Raw genomic sequence first — 19,638 nt, forward strand, 5'->3', positions numbered from 1 at the left:
CACCCGGCCGTCCAGCCGCCCGTAAAGTCCGCACCATTGGCACCGTCCGCCCTGTCCGCACTGTCCGCGTCACGGGATCATGTCTCCATGGCTCATGACCACACGCATGTGCAGGAATTCTTCAGCTCCCGGGCGGCGGGCTGGGACACGCGCTTCCCCGACGACGGCCCCGCCTTTGCCGCCGCCGTCGCCGACCTCGGACTACGCTCCGGCGACGCGGTGCTGGACGCCGGGTGCGGGACGGGACGCGCGCTGCCGCCCCTGCGGGATGCCGTCGGCCCCGGGGGGACCGTGCTCGGCGTCGATCTGACTCCGGCGATGCTCGATGCGGCCGTACGGGCCGGACGTCGGCGCAGCGGGCGGCTACTGCTCGCCGACGTGCGTCGGCTGCCGCTGCGCTCGCAGGCGCTGGACGCGGTGTTCGCCGCGGGACTGATCGCTCATCTGCCGCAACCGGCCGAGAATCTGAGGGAGTTGACCAGGGCCGTACGGCCTGGCGGCCGGCTGGCGCTGTTCCATCCCATCGGCAGGGCCGCGCTGGCCGCCCGCCAGGGACGGCGGATCACGGATGACGATCTGCGCGCGGAGCCCAATCTGCGCCCCCTGCTGGCCGGTTCGGGCTGGCGGCTGGAGTCGTACACCGACGAGGACTCCCGCTTTCTGGCCCTGGCCACCCGCCAGGACTGACGATCCGCCGCCGCTCTCCGCGACAGGGCATGGCCAGGGCCCGGACAGGACCTCTTCTGTCCGGGGGCCGCGGACCGTACGTTGGAAGTACGGTCCGTGACAGCCGTACGGTCCGTTCCTTGCCAGGCAGCAGAGGGAAGGTGGTTCCGGTGTTCAGCAGACTGCGCAGGATCCTTGTGTCGGACCGTGTCAGCACACCGTCCGAGGAGCGGCCCCGAACGCGACAGCACAACATATTCGAGGCCGCCGCCACCTATGTGTCGGCGTGTGCGGAGGACGATCAGCGGCAGATCGACGAGTCGTCGGGCTGGGTCTCGCCGGAGGCGCTCTCCTTCGGTGTCAGTGAACTCGCCTGCCGGGCGGTCATCGCGCTCGCCCGCGAACGGGACGAGTCGCCGCAGACCGTGGCACGCAGCCTGCTCGGCCTGCCGGCCGCGTGACGGCCCGGCTCCCGGTACCTCGGCGACAGCCGCTGTCCCTGGCCCCGCAGCCCGCGAATCCGGTCGCCGCGCGGCCTGCGGAACCGGGTCGTTCCGGAGCCTCGACGTCCGGGTTACTCACTGGTTAAGGTGCGCCGACTACCGATCGGACGAGGAGACGCTGTGGCCGGGATGGACGACTCCATGGACAGTTCCTCAGGCGAGTCCGTGGACGATGACGCGCTTTATGTGCTGACCGCCGCGCTGCTGACGCCCGCGCAGTTCCCGGCCGCGCTCGGCGACGACTATCCGGAGGCATGCGCCGCCCTCGGAGTCGAGCCGTACCCCCAGGGATACGGCCTGATCCTGGGCCAGGACGGCGACGGCGCCCGCTGGACAGTGGTGGTGGACGACGTGTCGCTGGTCGCCGTCGCGATCGCGTCCTGGGACTGCGGTATGGAGCACGACCTGTCGCCGGAGGAGCGCTCCGTGGTCGCCGCGCTGCCCGGCTGGCCGATCGCTCTCGCGGTCGCGGCGCCCGGCATACCGGCCCCGCACGATCCGGAGCCCGAACCCGGCTCCGAGGAGGAGGACGGCGCACGCCCACCGCTCGTACCGCCCGACACCGGTACTACCTGGGGCCCTGCCCAGCGGCGCCTCGGCGCGGACGAGATCGCCAAGCACTGGTCGGAGTGGCGGGAACAGCTCGACAACGCAACGGACGCGCCCAAGGCCTCTCCCGGCGCGACACCCTCTCATGAGGGGGTCCTGCGCGTACTCAAGGAGTTGCGCGGTTACGTGGATACGGCTCCGCCGCCCGGCCGGGTCCGTTCCGGCTTCGCCCCGGACGAGGCGCGGATGCTGCGCGCCGACGGCCCCGGCTGGTCCTTCGTCGCACGGACCGACGACATCGCGTTCGTCCTGCTGGACGAGGAACCGGGCGAGGTGCTGCCGGTGGGCCGGGGCAGCGAACTTCCCGGGCTGCTCAAGGCGCTCGACGAGACGGCCGTACGCCCGGCCTGAATCCCGATGCGGCCCTGGGCGACGTCGCTCACAGCGGTTTCTCGAAGAACTGACTGTCCGGATGCCCCCGGTACACGCCGAAGCCGGTCGTCGGCACGTATCCGCTGGACCGGTACAGAGCCAGCGCCTCGGTCAGCGGAGTGCCCGTCTCCAGGACCATCCGTACCCGCCCGGCCTCCCGTGCACTGTCCTCCAGTGCGGCCAGCATCCGCCGGGCCAGTCCCCTGCCTCGCGCCTCGGGCACCACGTACATCCGCTTCAGCTCGGCGTCGCCGCAGGTGTATCCGTCGTCCTCCGCTTCCTGGGACCGCCATCCGCCGGAGGCTACGGGCCCGCCCTCGTCGTACGCCACGAGATACAGCCCCTCGGGCGGATCGAAGTAGGAAGCGCGTAGCGCCGTCGTGTCGTCGTAGCCGAACCGGCTCACGTACTCCGCCTGCACCAGTTCGCTCAGTTTTATGGCATCGGGATGGTCATAGGCCACGGCGCGGATCTCCACGGCCCGTAACCCTACGCACCGGGCCGAGGTGGCGCATCACCCTTTCGACGGGGGCACGACAGCCGTCCGTGGGGCCCCGGACACTCCGGCCCACAGCCCCACGGACGATCGGCCCCGGACGATCGGCTCCACGGACGACGGTCACGGTGCGCTCGGCCCGGCGTCCGGCCGGCTCAGCGGCCTATCTCCTTGCGGCTGATCCGGCGCAGCCTTTGCCGCTGCGACGGGTCCAGCATCAGGTACGCGACCGCCGGCACTCCGAGCACCACCAGCAGCGAGAACCAGAATCCGATCAGCGGAATCAGCAGAAGGCCTACGGCCACTCCCCCGATGGCGATCTTTGCTCTTGTCGACATCTCGACGCCTCCTTCGCGGCCAGGGCCGCTCTCTGCCCAGTGAACGCACACCGTCGTCCGCCAGTTCCACTATGCGCCCGTGCGCAGCGGTTCGCCGACATCGTGCAGATGTCCGAGGGCCTGGCGGTACGAGTCGATCAGCCCGGTCTCGGTGTACCGGACCCCCAGCGAGGCACAGTGCGCGCGCACCAGCGGCTGGGCGAGCCGCAGGTGGGGGCGCGGCATGCTGGGGAAGAGGTGGTGCTCGATCTGATAGTTCAGCCCGCCGAGGAACCAGTCCGTGAGCGCTCCGCGACGGATGTTCCGCGAGGTGAGGACCTGTCGGCGCAGGTGTCCCCAGCCCTCGCTGTTCTCCGGGCCGGGCATCTCCATGCCTTTGTGGTTCGGCGCGAAGGCCATGCCCAGGTGGAGGCCGAGGAGCATCTGGTGGATCAGTGCGAAGACGACGGCCTGGCCCATGGTCAGGGTGGTGAGGAGCAGCGCGGCGTAGCCGACGACATGGGCCATGAGCAGCAGCCCCTCCAGTACCCGCCGACGGACGGGTATGCGGTTGTCCTGGCGGGAGAGGATCGCCTGGAAGCCGTACACCTTGAGGGCGATGCCCTCCAGCGTGGTCAGCGGGAAGAACAGTCCTGCCTGGTGACGGGTGAGCCAGTGGCGCAGTCCTGAACGGCCCGCGGTCTGGTGCCGGGTGAAGACGAGGATGTCCGCGGCGACGTCCGGGTCCTTGTCGATGTGGTTGGGGTTGGCGTGGTGCCGGTTGTGCTTGTCGTTCCACCATTCCTGGCTCATGCCGAGCAGCAGATTGGCGTGGACGAGCTGGATGACTCGGCTCCTGCCCCGGTCGGTGGTGATCTGGGCGTGCCCCGCGTCATGGGCGACGAACGAGATCCGCGCCGAGACGACGGCCAGCGCGGGCGCGAGGAGCAGCGTCCACCAGGACGGTCCGAGAAGCACCATGCCGGTGATGATGGCGGCCAGGAAGACGAGATTGACGGTGATCCCCCGGGCGTACCAGGCTGTCCGGCGTTCCAGGAGACCCTGTTCCCTGACCATCCGCAGGAGAGGCGCGAAGTCACTGCCGCCACCGCGCCCGCCGGCGGGGGCGGTAGCGGAAATGGCCTCCGCGACCGGAACGGGGGCGGATACGGGCTCCGCACTGGGAGCAGGGGCGGCTCGGGACATGTTCGGTCTCCGGTCTTGTAGGCCGATGCGCTGGGAAGGGCCGCGCCGATCGGCGCTCGCCTCCTCGAAACGTACGAGGGGCGAGCTGTCCGGGACCATGCGGTCACCACCCGAGGACGGTGGGGGTATTCCGGTGGCCGGAGGTGGTGCTGCCCCCCGGTCGGCGAATTCGGGTTCCTGGTACGGCCCGTGCGTCTTGGCGGGCCGAGTCCACGCGTCGGGCCCGCGAGCCGGGACGCCCACGCCGCACCGTGAGTCAGGTCACGGGGATACCGCGACCCGGATGTCATCGCCGTGAGGTACCCTCGGCGGCTCCGACCCGAAGTAGTCAAACTTGAGGAATGCGTCTTCGCTGTGCACAGGCTCCCCGCGGCAACGCTCTCCCGGATCCCCGAACTCGCCCGCTGTTCCACGGTCTTCCTCCCGGCGGATCCGGCCCGTACCGGCCGCATCGCCTACTGGCATCCCGACGGCACGGCACCGCAGCCCGGCGCCGAACCACCGTCCGGCACGGAAACGTCCTCCGCCCCCGGCTCCGTGGCGGAGCTGACCGTCGTCGACACCGACGCCCGGCCTCTCACGGTCAGGGCGCTCCTGATCCCCGTACCCGACGCGCTGCCGCTCCTGACCAGGGCCCGAGTCGCGGCGGACGCCTCGCCGTCGGCGGCGTTCTGGGGCGCCGCCGCACTGCTCGGCCTTCAACTAGCGGCCCGTGGAAGGCTGTTGCCCGGACTGAGCGGTACGGATCACGACGCGTGGCGGGCCGGACCCCTGACCGCCGAGGACGGGGAGCGGATCCGGGCGCTCGCCGCCTCGATGCCGCCCACCGCGCACGCCGTCCCGCTCTCCTCGGCACCCTCCGGACCGCTCCTTCTGCCCGAGCCCGCACGGCTGTTGAAGGACTTCCTCGACGCGATCATCGACGGACTGCCGCGCACACCCGCCGCGCCGATCGCCACGGCGGGATCCGCCTTCGCCGCCGTACCGCCGCGACGGTTTCCCGGACTGCGGGACTGGGCCGCCGATGTGGCCGCCGGGCACGACGCGGGCGTACGGCTCTCCCTGCGGGTGGAGCTGCCCGGCCTCCCGCACGGCGAAATCCTGGGCGGCACGCGAGCGGACGGCGAACCGGCGGATGGCGAACTCCCCCGCACAGATGGCGACATGACAGGTGGGTCCACCTTCCGTGCCGTGCCTCAGATACACAGTGTCAGTGACCCCTCGGTCGTCGCCGACGCCACCGACGTATGGTCCGGAGCGACTGCTGGTACGGCCTTCGGCCCGCGCGCCCGGATGGACGCCCTGCTCGCGCTGCGCCGAGCCGCCCGTGTCTGGCCGCCGCTCACCCCGCTGCTCTCGGCCGCCGTACCCGACTCCATCGAGCTCGCGGACGAGGAGGTCACGGAACTGCTGGGCGAGGCGTCCGAGGCACTCGCCGCGACCGGCGTCCAGGTGCACTGGCCGAAGGAGTTGGCGCGCACGCTGACGGCACGGGCGGTCATCGGCCTGCCGGACACCAGGGACGATCCGGCCGACCCAGGCCGCCACACCGACGACGATCCCAGCGGCAGCCGCCGCTGGGGCGGACGCACCGAAGCGGATCTCCCGTCCTTCCTCTCCGCCGACGCTCTCCTCGCCTTCGACTGGCACTTCGCACTGGGCGATCAGCCGCTCACCCGTGCCGAGCTGGACCGGCTCGCCGAATCGAGCCGCCCGGTGGTACGGCTGCGCGACCAGTGGGTGCTCATCGATCCGGCGCAGGCCCGGCGCGCCCGGGAGAACCAGGACCGCGCGATCGCCCCGATCGACGCGCTCGGCGCCGTACTGACCGGCTCCACCGAAGTGGACGGACAACGGGTCGAGGTACGGGCGGTGGGCCCGCTCGCCCAGCTGCGCGACCGTATCTCCGACCCCGAGGGCACGCGCGGCGCCGAGCACCCGGAGCAGGACATCGAACAACCGGCGGCGCTCGACGCGACGCTGCGCGACTACCAGCTCCGCGGCCTCAACTGGCTGCACCGTATGACCTCGCTCGGTCTCGGCGGGTGTCTCGCCGACGACATGGGGCTCGGCAAGACCATCACCCTCATCGCGCTCCATCTGCACCGGCAGACCGACGCGTCGGCCGCGGGGCCCACCCTGGTCGTCTGCCCGGCGTCGTTGATGGGCAACTGGCAACGGGAGATCGAGCGGTTCGCACCCGGCACTCCCGTGCGCCGCTTCCATGGTGCTTCGCGCGGCCTGGAGACCCTCGGGGAAGGGGAGTTCGTCCTCACCACGTACGGCACCATGCGGCTGGACGCGGCGAAACTCGCCGGGCCGGACTGGGGCATGGTCGTCGCCGACGAGGCCCAGCACATCAAGAATCCCTTCTCCGCCACCGCCAAGCAGCTGCGCACCATCGGCGCCAGGGCCAGGGTCGCGCTCTCCGGCACCCCCGTGGAGAACAATCTGTCCGAGCTGTGGGCGATCCTCGACTGGACAACTCCGGGCCTGCTGGGCCGCCTTGGTACCTTCCGCAGCCGCTACGCACGGTCCGTCGAGAGCGGCGAGGATCCGGCGGCCGCCGAACGGCTCGCCGCGCTGGTCCGTCCTTTCCTGCTGCGCCGCCGCAAGTCCGATCCGGGCATCGCCCCCGAGCTGCCGCCCAAGACCGAGACCGACCGGGCCGTCTCGCTCACCAAGGAGCAGGCGGGGCTGTACGAAGCGGTGGTACGGGAGACCCTCGCGGCGATCACGGAGGCCGACGGTATGGAACGCCGAGGACTGATCGTCAAGCTGCTCACCGCGCTCAAACAGATCTGCAACCACCCGGCGCAGTATCTGAAGGAGGAGCTGCCGCGCCTCGCCGACCGCTCGGGAAAGCTGGAGCTGCTGGACGAGTTGCTCGACACCATCCTGGCGGAGGGCGCGAGCGTGCTCGTCTTCACCCAGTACGTGCAGATGGCGCGGCTGCTCGAACGGCATCTGGCGGCGCGTGGCGTGCCGACCCGGTTCCTGCACGGCGGCACGCCGATCGCCGAGCGCGAGGCGATGGTCGACGGCTTCCAGAACGGTGAAGTGCCGGTCTTTCTGCTGTCGTTGAAGGCGGCGGGCACCGGGCTCAATCTCACCCGCGCCGAACATGTCGTGCACTTCGACCGCTGGTGGAACCCCGCGGTCGAGGCACAGGCGACGGACCGTGCGTACCGCATCGGACAGCACCGGCCCGTACAGGTGCACCGCATGATCACCGAAGGCACGATCGAGGACCGGATCGCCGGCATGCTGGCCCGCAAACAGGCGCTGGCCGACGCCGTGCTCGGCTCCGGCGAGGCGGCCCTGACCGAACTGACCGACGCCGAACTGGCGGATCTGGTGGAACTGCGAGGGGGCGGGCGATGAGCCGTTCGACGAGCCGTGCGCATGACGACGTCAACGATGACAACGACCGTACGAATGACACCACAGGGAACGTCGGAAGCGACGTGGCGGACGATGCCGCGACTCCGGACGATCACGAACGCACGTTCGCCGCGCTGGCGCCCGTCCCGGGCCGGGGTTTCGCCCGGACCTGGTGGGGCCGGGCCTGGCTGAAGGCACTGGAGGACACCGCGCTCGACGGCCAGCAGCTGAAGAAGGGGCGCGGGCGCGCCCGCGAGGGTGCCGTCGGCGCCGTGTCCGTACGGCCGGGTCGGATCACCGCGGTCGTACAGGACCGGGACGGCACCGCACAGCGCAGCGATGTGCTGTGGCAGCCGTTGAGCGAGGAGGAGTGGGACCGCTTTCTGGACATGGCGGTCGACCGGGCGGGCCATATCGCCGCTCTGCTGGACCGGGAGATGCCGCCGCACCTGGTGGAGGACGCGGCGGGCGCCGGGGTTGAACTGCTCCCGGGCATAGGTGATTTGGAGCCGGAATGCGGCTGCGAGGCCTGGGACCACTGTCCGCACTCCGCGGCTCTCTGCTATCAGATGGCCCGGCTGCTGGATCAGGATCCGTTCGTCCTGCTCCTGATGCGCGGCCGCGGCGAGCGACGGCTCCTGGACGAGTTGCACGTACGCAGCGTCGCGCGCGCCACTCGCGTGTCCCCCCGGACGTGGAGCGACGAGGAAGCGGCCGATGAAACTTCGAGTGTGCCGGGTGTACCGGCCGCGGAGGCATTCGCGGCGGGCGACCGGCTGCCGCCCCTTCCCGTCCCCCCGCCGCTCCCGTCGGCACCGGGACAGCCTCCGGCCCTCGGCACGGAAGGCGTGGCGCCGTCGGGCGTGGACGCGGACGCCCTGGAGCTCCTGGCCGCCGACGCGGCGACACGGGCCCTGCGGCTGCTGGCCGACGCACTGTCACCTGATCACGGACAACAGCCACTGGAACCGGACTTGACGATGCGTCAGGACGCCGTGCGACTCGCCGCCTCGGCCCCCGATCCCCGTCTCTCCGACCGCCTCTGCGCCCGCCTCGCCTCGGGCACCGGCCGGCAGCGTCCCGAGCTGGACCTCGCGGTGCGCGCCTGGCGGTACGGGGGCGCGCCGTCGCTCGCCGTACTGGAAGGGGAATGGACGCCGGCGCCCGAGGCCCTCGCGCGGGCGGCGGCGGCTCTCGAAGCGGCCTGGGAAGACGGTGACCGCCCACGGCTGCGGGCCGACAGCGGGGCCCCGGACGGCGGTCGCCGGCCCCTGAGCGACGCGCGCGTCCAGCTGCGCTACGGACCCGACGGACGCTGGTGGCCGTACCGCGAGGAGCACGGCCGCTGGGCCCCGGCGGGCCCCGCCGGTCACGATCCCGCCGCGGCCCTGTCGGACCTGCTGAGCTCGGACCTGCTGAGCGAGGAGGGCACCGGCTGAGCGAGGTCCTGTCGCTCAGCCAGGGCGTGTTGAACAGGGCTGAAGGGCGCTCTGCGGGACGGTTGCCCGCCCGGGGCCGCCGGAGCGAGGATGGTCGGGTCCGGTGACATCCGACCGGGAGGCCCCGTTGACCGACACATGGGTGGCGCTGGAAGCGGGCGCCGATCCGGCGCGACGCCGTGGTGCCCTGCGCCGGGCGTACGAGTCCTTCGCGACGGCGGGACGGGTCGAGCGGCCCGTACGGTCCGTCGTCGCCGCCTCCTGGCAGCGGTCGGCCCGCGCGCGTGTCAGTCAGGACGGCGGCGCGAGCGTCGAGCTGTCCGACGACGGACTCGTCGCGTACCGGGACGCCCATCCGCTGGCGCGGGTGATGCCGCTCTTCCGCGAGCTGATGGGCGCGTACGCCATGGACGGCGAGCATCTGATGGCGGTCTGCGACGCGCACGGGCGGCTGCTCTGGGTCGAGGGCCACCGGGCGACCCGGCTGCTCGCGAGCCGGATGAACTTCGTACCGGGAGCCCGCTGGTCGGAGACCGCGACCGGTACGAACGCACCGGGCACGGCCCTCACGGTGGACCGCCCCGTGCAGGTCTTCGCCGCCGAGCACTTCCAGCGGCCCGCGCACCCCTGGACCTGCGCGGCGGCGCCCGTCCACGATCCGCACACCGGACGGCTGCTCGGCGCGGTGGACATCACCGGCGGGGACCGGCTGGCACACCCCCACAGTCTGGCGTTCGTCGGCGCGGTAGCGCGGGCCGCGGAATCGCAGCTGGCCCTGCTCGCGCCACCGCCGACGACCGGATCCGTGCGGCTCGCCGCACTGGGGCGGGACGAAGCGCTGCTGGTGGCCGACGGCCGCAAGGTCAGGCTCAGCCGCCGGCACAGCGAGATCCTCACCCTGCTGGCGCGCCGCCCGGAGGGAGTCGTCGGGGACGAACTGCTGATGGATCTGTACGAGGACGAGTCGGTCACCCCGGTCACGCTGCGCGCCGAACTCTCCCGGCTGCGCGGTCTGCTCGGCCCCGGACTGCTGCGCTCGCGCCCGTACCGGCTGGCCGCGCCGGTCGACTCGGACGCCGACACCGTGGCCCGGCGGCTGGCCTCCGGGGCGGTGGCCTCCGCGATGAGCGCGTACGCGGGTCCGCTGCTGCCTTCCTCGCGGGCGCCCACGGTGGTGCGGCTGCGGCGGCGCCTCGCCGACCAGCTCCGGGCGGCGCTCATCGCACGCGGGGATCCGGGGTTGCTGGCCGACTGGGCGTACAGCCCCTGGGGCGAGGACGACCTGCCCGTGTGGCGCGCGCTCGCCTCCGTGCTGCCCGTACCGCAGCGGCCGGCCGCGCTCGCGCGTGTCGACGAACTCGACGCGCGGCAGGGCTCCTGACTCGCGGTTTCCGGTGACAGGGCTCCTGACTCCCGGTTTCCGGTGGCAGCGCTCCTGACCGGCACGCTCCGCACGACGCGTTCCCGATGGCCGGCGGCCTCGACCGGCCGACGCTCGCCCCCTGTATCTCCGCGCGACTCCCGCAGGCGAAACCGGGCATACCTCCTTACTGTCATGGGATAGAGCACCCCGGTGCGTGGCCCGTACGACTGGCCGGACCTCCCCGGGTGTTCCCATCCGGACAGGAGGAACCTTCATGGGGGAGCTGTTCATCGGCGGTAGGTGGACCGCGGCTGTCGGCGGGCAGGTGCGCGAGATCCGCTGCCCCGCGGACGGCACCCTGGTCGCGACCGTCGACGAGGCCGGGCCGAAGGACGCGGCGGCGGCGATCGTCGCCGCGCGTGACGCCTTCGACCGGGGTCCCTGGCCGGCCACTCCCGCCGCCGAGCGGGGCAGACTGCTGCTGCGCGTCGCCGACCTGCTGGAACGTGACAAGGCGGTACTCGCCAGAGCCGAGTCCCTGGACACCGGGAAGCGGCTCGTGGAGAGCGAGTACGACATGGACGACATCGCCAACTGCTTCCGCTACTTCGGCAGTCTGACGGCGGCCGGCGGGACCGACCGGATCGTCGACACCGGCAACCCCGAGGTGGACAGCCGGGTGGTGCACGAGCCGGTCGGTGTGTGCGCGCTGATCACTCCCTGGAACTATCCGCTCCTCCAGACCGCCTGGAAGGTCGCCCCGGCGCTCGGGGCGGGCAACACCTTCGTTCTCAAGCCGAGCGAGCTGACCCCGCACACCGCCGTCATCCTGATGCGGCTGCTCGCCGAGGCCGGGCTGCCCGACGGCGTCGCGAACCTCGTCCTCGGCACCGGGCCGGCCGTCGGCGCGCCTCTCACCGAGGACCCGCGCGTCGACATGGTGTCCTTCACGGGCGGGCTGGTCACCGGCCGCCGCATCATGGCCGCCGCGGCCCCGACCGTGAAGAAGATCGCCCTGGAGCTGGGCGGCAAGAACCCCAATGTCGTCTTCGCCGACGCCGACTACGAGGCCGCGGTCGACTACGCCCTGACGGCGGTGTTCCTGCACTCGGGTCAGGTCTGCTCGGCCGGAGCGCGGCTGCTGGTCCAGGACGAGATGCACGACAGGTTCGTCGAGGACGTGGTGGCCCGCGCCCGCGCCATCCCATTGGGCGGTCCGTTCGACGAGCATGCCCGCACCGGGCCGCTGATCTCGGCCGCTCACCGCGACAAGATCGAGGCCTATGTGGCGGCCGGTCTGGCCGAGGGCGCGGTGCTGCGCTGCGGTGGCGCACGGCCCGACGACCCGGCGCTGAGTGACGGCTTCTACTATCTGCCGACCGTGCTGGACGAGTGCACCCCGGAGATGTCCGTGGTGCGTGACGAGTCGTTCGGCCCGGTCCTCACGGTCGAACGGTTCCGGGACGAGAACGAGGCCGTCGCGCTGGCCAACGACACGGTCTACGGGCTGTCGGGGGCGGTCTGGTCGCAGGACGTCGGCCGGGCGCACCGGGTGGCCTCCCGGATGCGGGCCGGCACCGTATGGATCAACGACTTCCAGCCCTACGTGCCGCAGGCGGAGTGGGGCGGGATGAAGCAGTCCGGCTTCGGCCGTGAGCTGGGGCCCGCCGGGCTGGCGGAGTACCAGGAGGCCAAACATGTGTGGCGCAATCTCGCCCCGCGGCCGCTGGGATGGTTCGAGTGAGTACGGGAGACGGCCAGGGGCCCTCCGAGCCGTCCGGGCCCGATCCCTCGGAACCGTCCGTGCCCGCGTCGCAGGCCCGTACCGCCGAGGACATCCAGAGCCAGGACGACGACGATTCGCTCAAGGCCTTCGGCTACAAGCCGGAGTTGAAGCGTACCCTCGGCAACTTCCATACCTTCGCGGCCGGGATCAGCTACATCTCGATCCTTACCGGGACTTTCCAGCTCTTCTACTTCGGAGTCAAGTTCGCGGGGCCCGGCTACTGGTGGTCCTGGCCGATGGTGTTTCTCGGCCAGCTGATGGTGGCGCTGTGCTTCTGCGAGCTGGCAGCCCGTTATCCCGTCGCCGGTTCGATCTACAACTGGGCCAAGAAGCTCGGCGGACCGCACATCGGCTGGCTGGGCGGCTGGATGATGGTGACGGCGACCATGGTCTCGCTCTCCGCGGTCGCCCTCGCGTACCAGATCACGCTGCCGCAGATCTCCAGCGCCTTCCAGTTCGTCGGGGACGGCAGCGGATCGACCGACGCGGCGAAGAACGCCGTCCTGCTCGGCACGGTACTGATCGTCTTCACCACTCTGGTCAATGCCTTCGGCGTCAAGCTGATGGCCACCATCAACTCCACCGGAGTGATGGTCGAGTTGATCGCCGCCGTCGTCCTGATCGGGCTGCTCGCCGCGCACATCACCCGCGGCCCCGGCGCGCTCGTCCAAACCGACGATTTCGGCTCCGGGCAGTCGCTCGGCTACTTCGGCGCCTTCCTGACCGCGTCGCTGGCCTCCGCGTATGTGATGTACGGATTCGACACGGCGTCCTCGCTGGGCGAGGAGTCGCACAACCCGAGGCGCAACGCGCCGCGCGCGATCCTGCGGGCTCTGATCGCCTCCTTCCTCATCGGCGGCCTCATCCTCCTGTTCGCGCTGCTCGCCGTGCCCGATCTGCACTCCAAGAGCCTGTCCGTGGACGGACTCCAGTACGTGGTGCTCTCGACGCTCGGCTCGACCGTGGGCCAGATCGTGCTGTGGTGCGTGGTCGTCGCCATCACCGTCTGCGCGCTGGCGGTGCACGCCGCGGGTATCCGGCTGGCGTTCGCGATGGCCCGCGACAACTGTCTGCCCGCGTCCTCGCTGATCGCCAAGGTGAGCCCGCGGTTCGGCACCCCGGTGGTACCCGCGATCTTCATCGGGCTGGTCGCCGTCGCCATCCTGGTCATCAACATCAACCAGCCGCAGATCTTCTCGGTGATCACCAGCATCGCGATCATCATGATCTATGTCGCCTATCTCCTGGTCACCACACCCATGCTGATCCAGCGGCTGCGCGGCACCTGGATGCCCGCCGAGGGGCACTTCACGCTCGGCAGGTTCGGGCTGCCGGTCAACATCCTCGCCGTGCTGTGGGGCTTCGCCATGTCGCTCAACCTCGCCTGGCCGCGCCCCGAGGTGTACAACGCGACCGCACCGTTCCACTGGTATCTGCGCTGGGGCGCGTTCCTGTTCGTCGGCATCGTCGCCGGTGGCGGCTTCGCGTACTACTGGCTGGTCCAGCGGGGGCGCACCGGCACGCTCGAAGCGCACCGGTCACCGGCGGAGGAACCGCCGCCGGCCGCCCCCACCCCCTGAGTCGGACCTCTCGATCTGGAGCAGCGATGTCAGCGGAAAACCCTCTGCACGAGTTCGACTACGTGGTGGTCGGCGGCGGTACCGCCGGGGCGGTGGTGGCCGCGCGGCTGACCGAGGACCCGGATGTCACCGTCTGCGTACTGGAAGCCGGTCCCTCGGACGTCGGCGACGACAACATTCTCAGGCTCGACCGGTGGATGGCGCTGCTGGAGTCCGGCTACGACTGGGACTACCCCGTCGAGCCGCAGGAGAACGGCAACAGCTTCATGCGGCACGCCCGCGCCAAGGTGCTCGGCGGCTGCTCCTCCCACAATTCCTGCATCGCCTTCTGGGCCCCGGCCGAGGACCTCGACGAGTGGGCCGCTCTGGGCTGTACGGGGTGGAGCGCCGCGGACTGCTACCCGCTCTACCGGCGGCTGGAGACCAACGACGCGCCCGGGGACCACCACGGCCGCTCCGGACCGGTCACCATCCGTACCGTCCCTCCCCACGACCCGTGCGGTACGGCCCTGTTGGCCGCCTGCGCCGCTGCGGGGATTCCCACCACACCGTTCAACACCGGCACCACGGTGGTGCGTGGCGCGCACTGGTTCCAGATCAACGCCCGTACGGACGGCACCCGTTCCTCCGCCTCGGTGTCGTATCTGCATCCCGTTCTCGGCACGCGGCCGAATCTGGAGATCCGCACCGGTCTCCAGGCCCGACGGCTGCTGTTCGACGACGAACGGCGCTGTACGGGGGTCGAGTACCTGGAGCCCGACACCATCCACAGCGGCAGGGTCGCGGCACGGCGCGAGGTGATCGTCTCCTGCGGGGCCATCGACTCGCCGAAGCTGCTGATGCTGTCGGGCATCGGTCCGGGCGGCCACTTGCGGGACGTCGGGGTGGACGTACGGGTGGACTCCCCCGGGGTCGGCTCGCATCTCCAGGACCATCCCGAAGGCGTGATCATGTGGGAGGCGAAGCGGCCCATGGTGACCTCCTCCACCCAGTGGTGGGAGATCGGTATCTTCGCCGACACCGAACCGGGCCTGGACCGGCCGGACTTGATGTTCCACTACGGCTCGGTGCCGTTCGACATGAACACCTACCGGCGCGGCTATCCCACCACGGACAACGCCTTCTGTCTCACACCGAATGTCACCCGGGCCCGGTCCCTGGGGACGGTCCGGCTGCGGACCCGCGACTTCCGGGACAAGCCGGAGGTCGACCCCCGCTACTTCACGCACGAGCACGACATCCGGGTGATGACCTACGGACTGCGGCTGGCCAGGGAGATCGCCGCCCAGGCACCGATGGCCGACTGGACCGGCGCCGAGCTGGCTCCTGGGCCGTCCGCACAGACCGACGCCGAGCTGTTCTCGTACATCCGGCAGACCCACAACACCGTCTACCACCCGGCGGGCACCGTACGGATGGGAGCACCGGGCGACCCCGACTCGCCGCTCGACCCGGAGCTGCGGGTCAAGGGCGTCACAGGGCTGCGCGTGGCCGACGCGTCCGTGATGCCGTTCCTGCCGGCCGTCAATCCCTGCATCACCACGATGATGATCGGCGAGAAGTGCGCGGACATGGTAAAGGCCGGCAGCGCGCCGAGTTGAACAATGCGCCGATGTGATCCGAACGGTCAACATCGGCCCGACGCAACGTACTTGCAACATCCCGGTCTCTAGCCTGGGGCGCGGGCGCCGTCCAACGGCGGGCGGCGCCGGAACCCGGGAGGCCACAGAGATGTCCCGTTACGCAGCGCCCGGCAGTGAGGGCGCGATCGTCTCGTACCAATCGCGCTACGACCACTGGATCGGCGGCGAGTACGTGCCTCCGGCCCGCGGCCAGTACTTCGAGAATCCCAGCCCGGTCAACGGCCGCCCCTTCACCGAGATCGCCCGTGGCACGGCCGAGGACGTGGAGCGCGCACTGGACGCGGCACACGGCGCGGCCCCGGCCTGGGCGAAGACATCGGCCTCGGACCGGGCCTCCGTCCTCAACCGGATCGCCGACCGGATGGAGGCGCACCTGGAGGAACTGGCGGTCGCGGAGACCTGGGAGAACGGCAAGCCGGTACGGGAGACCCTCGCCGCCGACATCCCTCTCGCGATCGACCACTTCCGCTACTTCGCGGGCGGGCTGCGCGCCCAGGAAGGCACGCTGAGCGAGCTCGACGACGACACCGTCGCGTACCACTTCCACGAGCCGCTCGGTGTGGTCGCCCAGATCATCCCGTGGAACTTCCCGATCCTGATGGCGACATGGAAGCTGGCACCCGCGCTGGCCGCGGGGAACGCCGTCGTACTGAAGCCCGCCGAACAGACCCCGGCCTCGATTCACCTCTGGATGAGCCTGATCGCCGATCTGCTGCCGCCGGGCGTCGTCAACATCGTCAACGGCTTCGGCGTCGAGGCGGGCAAACCGCTGGCGTCCAGCCCGCGCGTGGCCAAGGTCGCCTTCACCGGCGAGACCACGACGGGGCGGCTGATCATGCAGTACGCCTCCGAGAACATCAAGCCGGTCACCCTGGAACTGGGCGGCAAGAGCCCGAACCTGTTCTTCGACGACATCTGGGCCGCGGACGACGACTTCCGCGACAAGGCACTCGAAGGCTTCACCATGTTCGCCCTGAACCAGGGCGAGGTGTGCACCTGCCCGTCGCGGGCGCTGATCCAGGACGGGCACTACAACGAGTTCCTGGAGGCGGGCGTGGCCCGCACGGAGGCGATCGTGCCGGGCAACCCCCTGGACACCGACACGATGATCGGCGCCCAGGCCTCCAACGACCAGCTGGAGAAGATCCTTTCGTATCTGGACATCGGGCAGCAGGAGGGCGCCAAGGTCCTGACGGGTGGTCAGCGGATCGAGTACGACGGTGAACTGGCCGGTGGCTACTACGTCCAGCCCACGATCTTCGAGGGCCACAACCGTATGCGGATCTTCCAGGAGGAGATCTTCGGTCCCGTCCTCGCCGTGACGTCGTTCAGCGACTTCGACGACGCGATCAAGACCGCGAACGACACGCTGTACGGACTCGGTGCGGGCGTGTGGACGCGGGACATGAACACCGCCTACCGCGCGGGGCGCGCGATCCAGGCGGGCCGGGTCTGGACGAACTGCTACCACGCCTACCCGGCGCATGCCGCGTTCGGTGGCTACAAGCAGTCCGGCATCGGACGCGAGAACCACCGGATGATGCTGGACCACTATCAGCAGACGAAGAATCTGCTCGTGTCGTACTCGCCGAAGAAGCTGGGCTTCTTCTAGAGGTACGAGAAAGGGGCGCCTGACACCCGTCAGGCGCCCTCCGCGGCGTGCGGCTGCTCGCGGCGGACTCGGCCGGTACGGGCGCGGCGGTCGGTGTCAGGCCGCGCCGCTGTGCCGTGCGGCCAGCATCCGCTTGTCCGGCTTACCGGCTCCGGTGAGGGGCAGCGCGTCGTGGAACGTCACCACGGCCGGTACGTGCTTCGGGGACAACTCGGCGGCGACGTGACCGATCAGCGTCCCGGAGTCGGTGGTGCGGCCCGGCCGTACCACGACGGCGGCGTGGATGTGCTCCACGCGATCGTCGTCGACCACGCAGTACACCGCGGCCTGGGCGACCTCCGGATGGGTCAGCAGCGCGTTCTCCACATCCGTGGGACGGACCTTGATGCCGTTGGTCTTTATCACCTCCCCCATCCGGCCGTGCAGGCGCAGAAAGCCGTTCTCGTCGATGGAACCGAGGTCGCCGGTGTGCACCCAGCCGTCGCGGATGGTCACGGCGGTCAGCTCCGGTTCGCCCCAGTAGCCGAGCATGGTGGACGGGCTCCGTACGCACACCTCGCCGATCCCGCCGGGCGGGACGTCACGGTCGTCGTCCAGGTCGCGGATGCGGATCTCGGCGGCCGGGCGCCCGGCAGTCCGGCGGAGTTCCGGGTCCAAGTGGTCCGGCGGGGTCAGGACGCTGATGGGGCTGGTCTCCGTGGTCCCGTAGATCTGGAGCAGCACCGGGCCGAACACCTCGACGGCCTCGGCCAGGCGGGCGGGGGCCGCGGGAGAGCCGACGTAGGTGATGGTCCTGATGCTCGACCGGTCGGTGGTGGCGATGTCGGGGTGATCGACCAGCATGTACAGCTGCGGCGGGGTGATCGTCAGCGTGGAGACGCGGTGCGTTTCCACGGCCCGCAGCACTTCGCCCGCCTCGAACCCGTCGTGCAGGACGACCGTTCCGCCGGAGGCGAGCGCGAGGTCGACGATGGAGCCGCTGGAGTTGCTCACCGGCAGGGTCGACAGGTACACGAGGGGTTCCGGGGCCTGGAAGCCCACCTTGAGGCCCACCTGGAGGTAGAGGCTGCGGACGCGGTACGGCATCGTGACGGCCTTGGGGGTGCCGTTGGTACCACTGGTGCAGATCACCACGGCCGGCTGTTCGGGGTCGGTCTCGACTGCGTCCAGGTCGAAGGCGTCCGGGTCGCCCGACGAGAGGTCCAGGACATCGGGACCGAGGGCGCCGAGCGCGGCAAGACGCGGTGGCTCGGGCAGCCGGTCGCACAGTTCGCGGGCCGCGTCGATGTTCTCCTTGTCGACTGCCAGGAAGGTCGCCCCGGTCCTGCTGAGGATCTGCTGCCGGGCGGCGGCGGCCAGTTGATCGGTGGGATCCACCGCGTTCGTGGAGTGCAGGTGGACCAGGGTGGCCCCGGCGAGGTTGGCCGCGTAGCGGAAGATGATGGTCGCCGGGCTGTTGGCGATGGTCAGCACCGCAATAACAGGATCCGTGGCTTCCGCAATCGGAGGCCGGCGTTCCGTGAAGTGCCGACGCAGGACTTCCGCCGCCGCGAGAACCGCCTGGGAGAACTGGCCCGCGGTGAACTCGTCGCCTTCCCGCCACAGGGCGATCCGGTCGGGATCGGATGCCAGCGCCTCAAGCACCCGGCGGGCGTAATTCTCGTTCGAAGACATCGGAACTCCATTCCGCGTTGCCCATGCCTATGGGCCCGGCCAGCAGGATGTCGGGGTCGGTGAAGGCCCTGCGCACCGAGACCGCCTCGCGGGAAACGGGCACGCCCCTGAGACGCCGCCTGTCATCCGGTGCTCGAGAAACGTGACTCGGCCGACGTGGGCGGTGGCCGGGCAGGTCCGGCTGACGGGCCGAACGACCGGTCAGGCCCGCTGGCGGGTGGGGCGCAGACGAATATCGTCGAGGTGGACATGCGTCGGGCGTCCGATCACGTACCCGACGACGTCGGCGACGTCCTCCGGGACCAGCAGCGGCCCGTTCTCCTCGGCGATCGCCTCGAACCACGCCGCGTCGTATCCTGCGGCTTCCTGGAACCCGGAGCGTACGAAGCCCGGTTCGATCAGGGTCACCCGGATGTTGTAGGAGCACACCTCCTGCCGCAGTGCGTCCACCAGCGAGTGCACCGCGAACTTGGTCGAGCCGTAGACCGGATTCGCCTCCGACACCTGCCGTCCGACGGTCGAGCCGATGACCACGATGTCCCGCACTCGCACGCCGCCGTCGGCCTCCGCCCGCTTGCGGAACTCGGCACCGACCACACGGAGTTGACGCAGCATGGCGAGGTAGTTGACCTCCACCAGTTGCTGCCAGCGCTCCGGGTCGGAGCCCAGCACGGTGCCGGGCAGGCCCTGCCCGGCGGCCGCGACGAACACGTCGGCCGGTCCCCACTCCTGCTCGGCCGTGGCCAGCAGCTCCTCGGTATGGCCGGCCTCCGCGATGTCGCCGGCCACCGGTACGGCCCGGCCGGGCGCCGTACGCAACTCCTCGGCCAGTTCCGTCAGTTGTTCGGCGCGCCGACCGGCGGCCACCACGTGCTCGCCCTGATGGGCGAGGTGACGGACGACGGCCCGCCCGATCCCCGACGAGGCTCCGGTCACGACTGCGATGCGTCGGTCTGTCATGTTGAGTCCCTGTGATTCATCGATCGGC

At 70.6% G+C, this 19,638-nt stretch carries 16 protein-coding genes; 10 read left to right on the plus strand and 6 right to left on the minus strand.

The window, feature by feature from the left end:
* Window positions 1–87 precede the first annotated feature (87 nt).
* The 3 genes from ACIQD6_RS09310 to ACIQD6_RS09320 all read left to right on the plus strand — a co-directional run bounded on the left by ACIQD6_RS09310 (window position 88) and on the right by ACIQD6_RS09320 (window position 2,129).
* Window positions 88–687, plus strand: coding sequence for a class I SAM-dependent methyltransferase (locus ACIQD6_RS09310; RefSeq protein WP_401880108.1), 600 nt, complete (start codon window positions 88–90; stop codon window positions 685–687).
* 149 nt (window positions 688–836) lie between these two features.
* On the plus strand, window positions 837–1,127 hold the full coding sequence (locus ACIQD6_RS09315; RefSeq protein ID WP_401880773.1) for a hypothetical protein: 291 nt from the start codon (window positions 837–839) through the stop codon (window positions 1,125–1,127).
* Between the two features lie 183 nt (window positions 1,128–1,310).
* Window positions 1,311–2,129 (plus strand): hypothetical protein, encoded by an 819-nt coding sequence (locus ACIQD6_RS09320; protein WP_401880110.1) that lies wholly within the window; start codon window positions 1,311–1,313, stop codon window positions 2,127–2,129.
* Window positions 2,130–2,157: 28 nt separating this feature from the next.
* Here the strand turns inward: ACIQD6_RS09320 and ACIQD6_RS09325 are convergent, their stop codons facing one another.
* The 3 genes from ACIQD6_RS09325 to ACIQD6_RS09335 all read right to left on the minus strand — a co-directional run bounded on the left by ACIQD6_RS09325 (window position 2,158) and on the right by ACIQD6_RS09335 (window position 4,169).
* On the minus strand, window positions 2,158–2,628 hold the full coding sequence (locus ACIQD6_RS09325; protein WP_401880111.1) for a GNAT family N-acetyltransferase: 471 nt from the start codon (window positions 2,626–2,628) through the stop codon (window positions 2,158–2,160).
* A gap of 173 nt (window positions 2,629–2,801) precedes the next feature.
* On the minus strand, window positions 2,802–2,984 hold the full coding sequence (locus tag ACIQD6_RS09330; RefSeq protein WP_401880113.1) for a hypothetical protein: 183 nt from the start codon (window positions 2,982–2,984) through the stop codon (window positions 2,802–2,804).
* 69 nt (window positions 2,985–3,053) lie between these two features.
* On the minus strand, window positions 3,054–4,169 hold the full coding sequence (locus ACIQD6_RS09335) for a fatty acid desaturase family protein (protein ID WP_401880115.1): 1,116 nt from the start codon (window positions 4,167–4,169) through the stop codon (window positions 3,054–3,056).
* A gap of 354 nt (window positions 4,170–4,523) precedes the next feature.
* Here ACIQD6_RS09335 and ACIQD6_RS09340 point away from each other — a divergent pair, with 354 nt between their 5' ends.
* The 7 genes from ACIQD6_RS09340 to ACIQD6_RS09370 all read left to right on the plus strand — a co-directional run bounded on the left by ACIQD6_RS09340 (window position 4,524) and on the right by ACIQD6_RS09370 (window position 16,976).
* The gene (locus tag ACIQD6_RS09340) at window positions 4,524–7,553 is read left to right on the plus strand and encodes a DEAD/DEAH box helicase (protein ID WP_401880117.1); all 3,030 of its coding nucleotides are present in this window, start codon (window positions 4,524–4,526) and stop codon (window positions 7,551–7,553) included.
* The gene (locus tag ACIQD6_RS09345) at window positions 7,550–8,992 is read left to right on the plus strand and encodes an SWF or SNF family helicase (RefSeq protein ID WP_401880119.1); all 1,443 of its coding nucleotides are present in this window, start codon (window positions 7,550–7,552) and stop codon (window positions 8,990–8,992) included. Before ACIQD6_RS09340 ends, ACIQD6_RS09345 begins: the two co-directional genes overlap by 4 nt.
* Before the next feature lie 127 nt (window positions 8,993–9,119).
* A complete protein-coding gene (locus ACIQD6_RS09350) occupies window positions 9,120–10,373 on the plus strand; it encodes a GAF domain-containing protein (RefSeq protein WP_401880121.1) in 1,254 nt (417 codons plus the stop codon).
* Between the two features lie 256 nt (window positions 10,374–10,629).
* The gene (locus tag ACIQD6_RS09355) at window positions 10,630–12,099 is read left to right on the plus strand and encodes an aldehyde dehydrogenase family protein (RefSeq protein ID WP_401880123.1); all 1,470 of its coding nucleotides are present in this window, start codon (window positions 10,630–10,632) and stop codon (window positions 12,097–12,099) included.
* Window positions 12,087–13,721: an APC family permease gene (locus tag ACIQD6_RS09360; protein ID WP_401880775.1), complete on the plus strand. Its 1,635-nt coding sequence runs from the start codon at window positions 12,087–12,089 to the stop codon at window positions 13,719–13,721. The genes ACIQD6_RS09355 and ACIQD6_RS09360 overlap by 13 nt, the downstream gene beginning before the upstream one ends.
* 26 nt (window positions 13,722–13,747) lie before the next feature.
* A complete protein-coding gene (locus ACIQD6_RS09365; protein WP_401880125.1) occupies window positions 13,748–15,322 on the plus strand; it encodes a GMC family oxidoreductase in 1,575 nt (524 codons plus the stop codon).
* A 130-nt stretch (window positions 15,323–15,452) separates the two neighbouring features.
* A complete protein-coding gene (locus ACIQD6_RS09370; protein WP_401880127.1) occupies window positions 15,453–16,976 on the plus strand; it encodes an aldehyde dehydrogenase family protein in 1,524 nt (507 codons plus the stop codon).
* 96 nt (window positions 16,977–17,072) lie between these two features.
* Here ACIQD6_RS09370 and ACIQD6_RS09375 read toward each other — a convergent pair whose 3' ends face one another.
* From ACIQD6_RS09375 to ACIQD6_RS09385, 3 genes are all read right to left on the minus strand, one after another.
* A complete protein-coding gene (locus ACIQD6_RS09375) occupies window positions 17,073–18,650 on the minus strand; it encodes a class I adenylate-forming enzyme family protein (protein ID WP_401880128.1) in 1,578 nt (525 codons plus the stop codon).
* Window positions 18,613–18,753 carry a hypothetical protein gene (locus ACIQD6_RS09380; RefSeq protein WP_401880130.1) on the minus strand — a complete coding sequence of 47 codons (141 nt, stop codon included), beginning with the start codon at window positions 18,751–18,753 and terminating at the stop codon, window positions 18,613–18,615. Before ACIQD6_RS09380 ends, ACIQD6_RS09375 begins: the two co-directional genes overlap by 38 nt.
* A gap of 98 nt (window positions 18,754–18,851) precedes the next feature.
* Window positions 18,852–19,610, minus strand: a complete 759-nt coding sequence (locus tag ACIQD6_RS09385) for an SDR family oxidoreductase (protein ID WP_401880132.1) — start codon at window positions 19,608–19,610, stop codon at window positions 18,852–18,854.
* Window positions 19,611–19,638 lie beyond the last annotated feature (28 nt).

It is taken from the genome of Streptomyces sp. NPDC088400 (assembly GCF_044753355.1).
Taxonomy (GTDB): domain Bacteria; phylum Actinomycetota; class Actinomycetes; order Streptomycetales; family Streptomycetaceae; genus Streptomyces.

Excerpts from the sequence above, each read along its gene's own strand:
- ACIQD6_RS09370 (WP_401880127.1), top strand. The coding sequence starts at position 15,453 with ATGTCCCGTTACGCAGCGCCCGGCAGTGAGGGCGCGATCGTCTCGTAC.
- ACIQD6_RS09345 (WP_401880119.1), top strand. The coding sequence starts at position 7,550 with ATGAGCCGTTCGACGAGCCGTGCGCATGACGACGTCAACGATGACAAC.
- ACIQD6_RS09385 (WP_401880132.1), bottom strand. The coding sequence starts at position 19,610 with ATGACAGACCGACGCATCGCAGTCGTGACCGGAGCCTCGTCGGGGATC.
- ACIQD6_RS09310 (WP_401880108.1), top strand. The coding sequence starts at position 88 with ATGGCTCATGACCACACGCATGTGCAGGAATTCTTCAGCTCCCGGGCG.
- ACIQD6_RS09355 (WP_401880123.1), top strand. The coding sequence starts at position 10,630 with ATGGGGGAGCTGTTCATCGGCGGTAGGTGGACCGCGGCTGTCGGCGGG.
- ACIQD6_RS09365 (WP_401880125.1), top strand. The coding sequence starts at position 13,748 with ATGTCAGCGGAAAACCCTCTGCACGAGTTCGACTACGTGGTGGTCGGC.
- ACIQD6_RS09330 (WP_401880113.1), bottom strand. The coding sequence starts at position 2,984 with ATGTCGACAAGAGCAAAGATCGCCATCGGGGGAGTGGCCGTAGGCCTT.
- ACIQD6_RS09335 (WP_401880115.1), bottom strand. The coding sequence starts at position 4,169 with ATGTCCCGAGCCGCCCCTGCTCCCAGTGCGGAGCCCGTATCCGCCCCC.
- ACIQD6_RS09375 (WP_401880128.1), bottom strand. The coding sequence starts at position 18,650 with ATGTCTTCGAACGAGAATTACGCCCGCCGGGTGCTTGAGGCGCTGGCA.
- ACIQD6_RS09360 (WP_401880775.1), top strand. The coding sequence starts at position 12,087 with ATGGTTCGAGTGAGTACGGGAGACGGCCAGGGGCCCTCCGAGCCGTCC.
- ACIQD6_RS09320 (WP_401880110.1), top strand. The coding sequence starts at position 1,311 with ATGGACAGTTCCTCAGGCGAGTCCGTGGACGATGACGCGCTTTATGTG.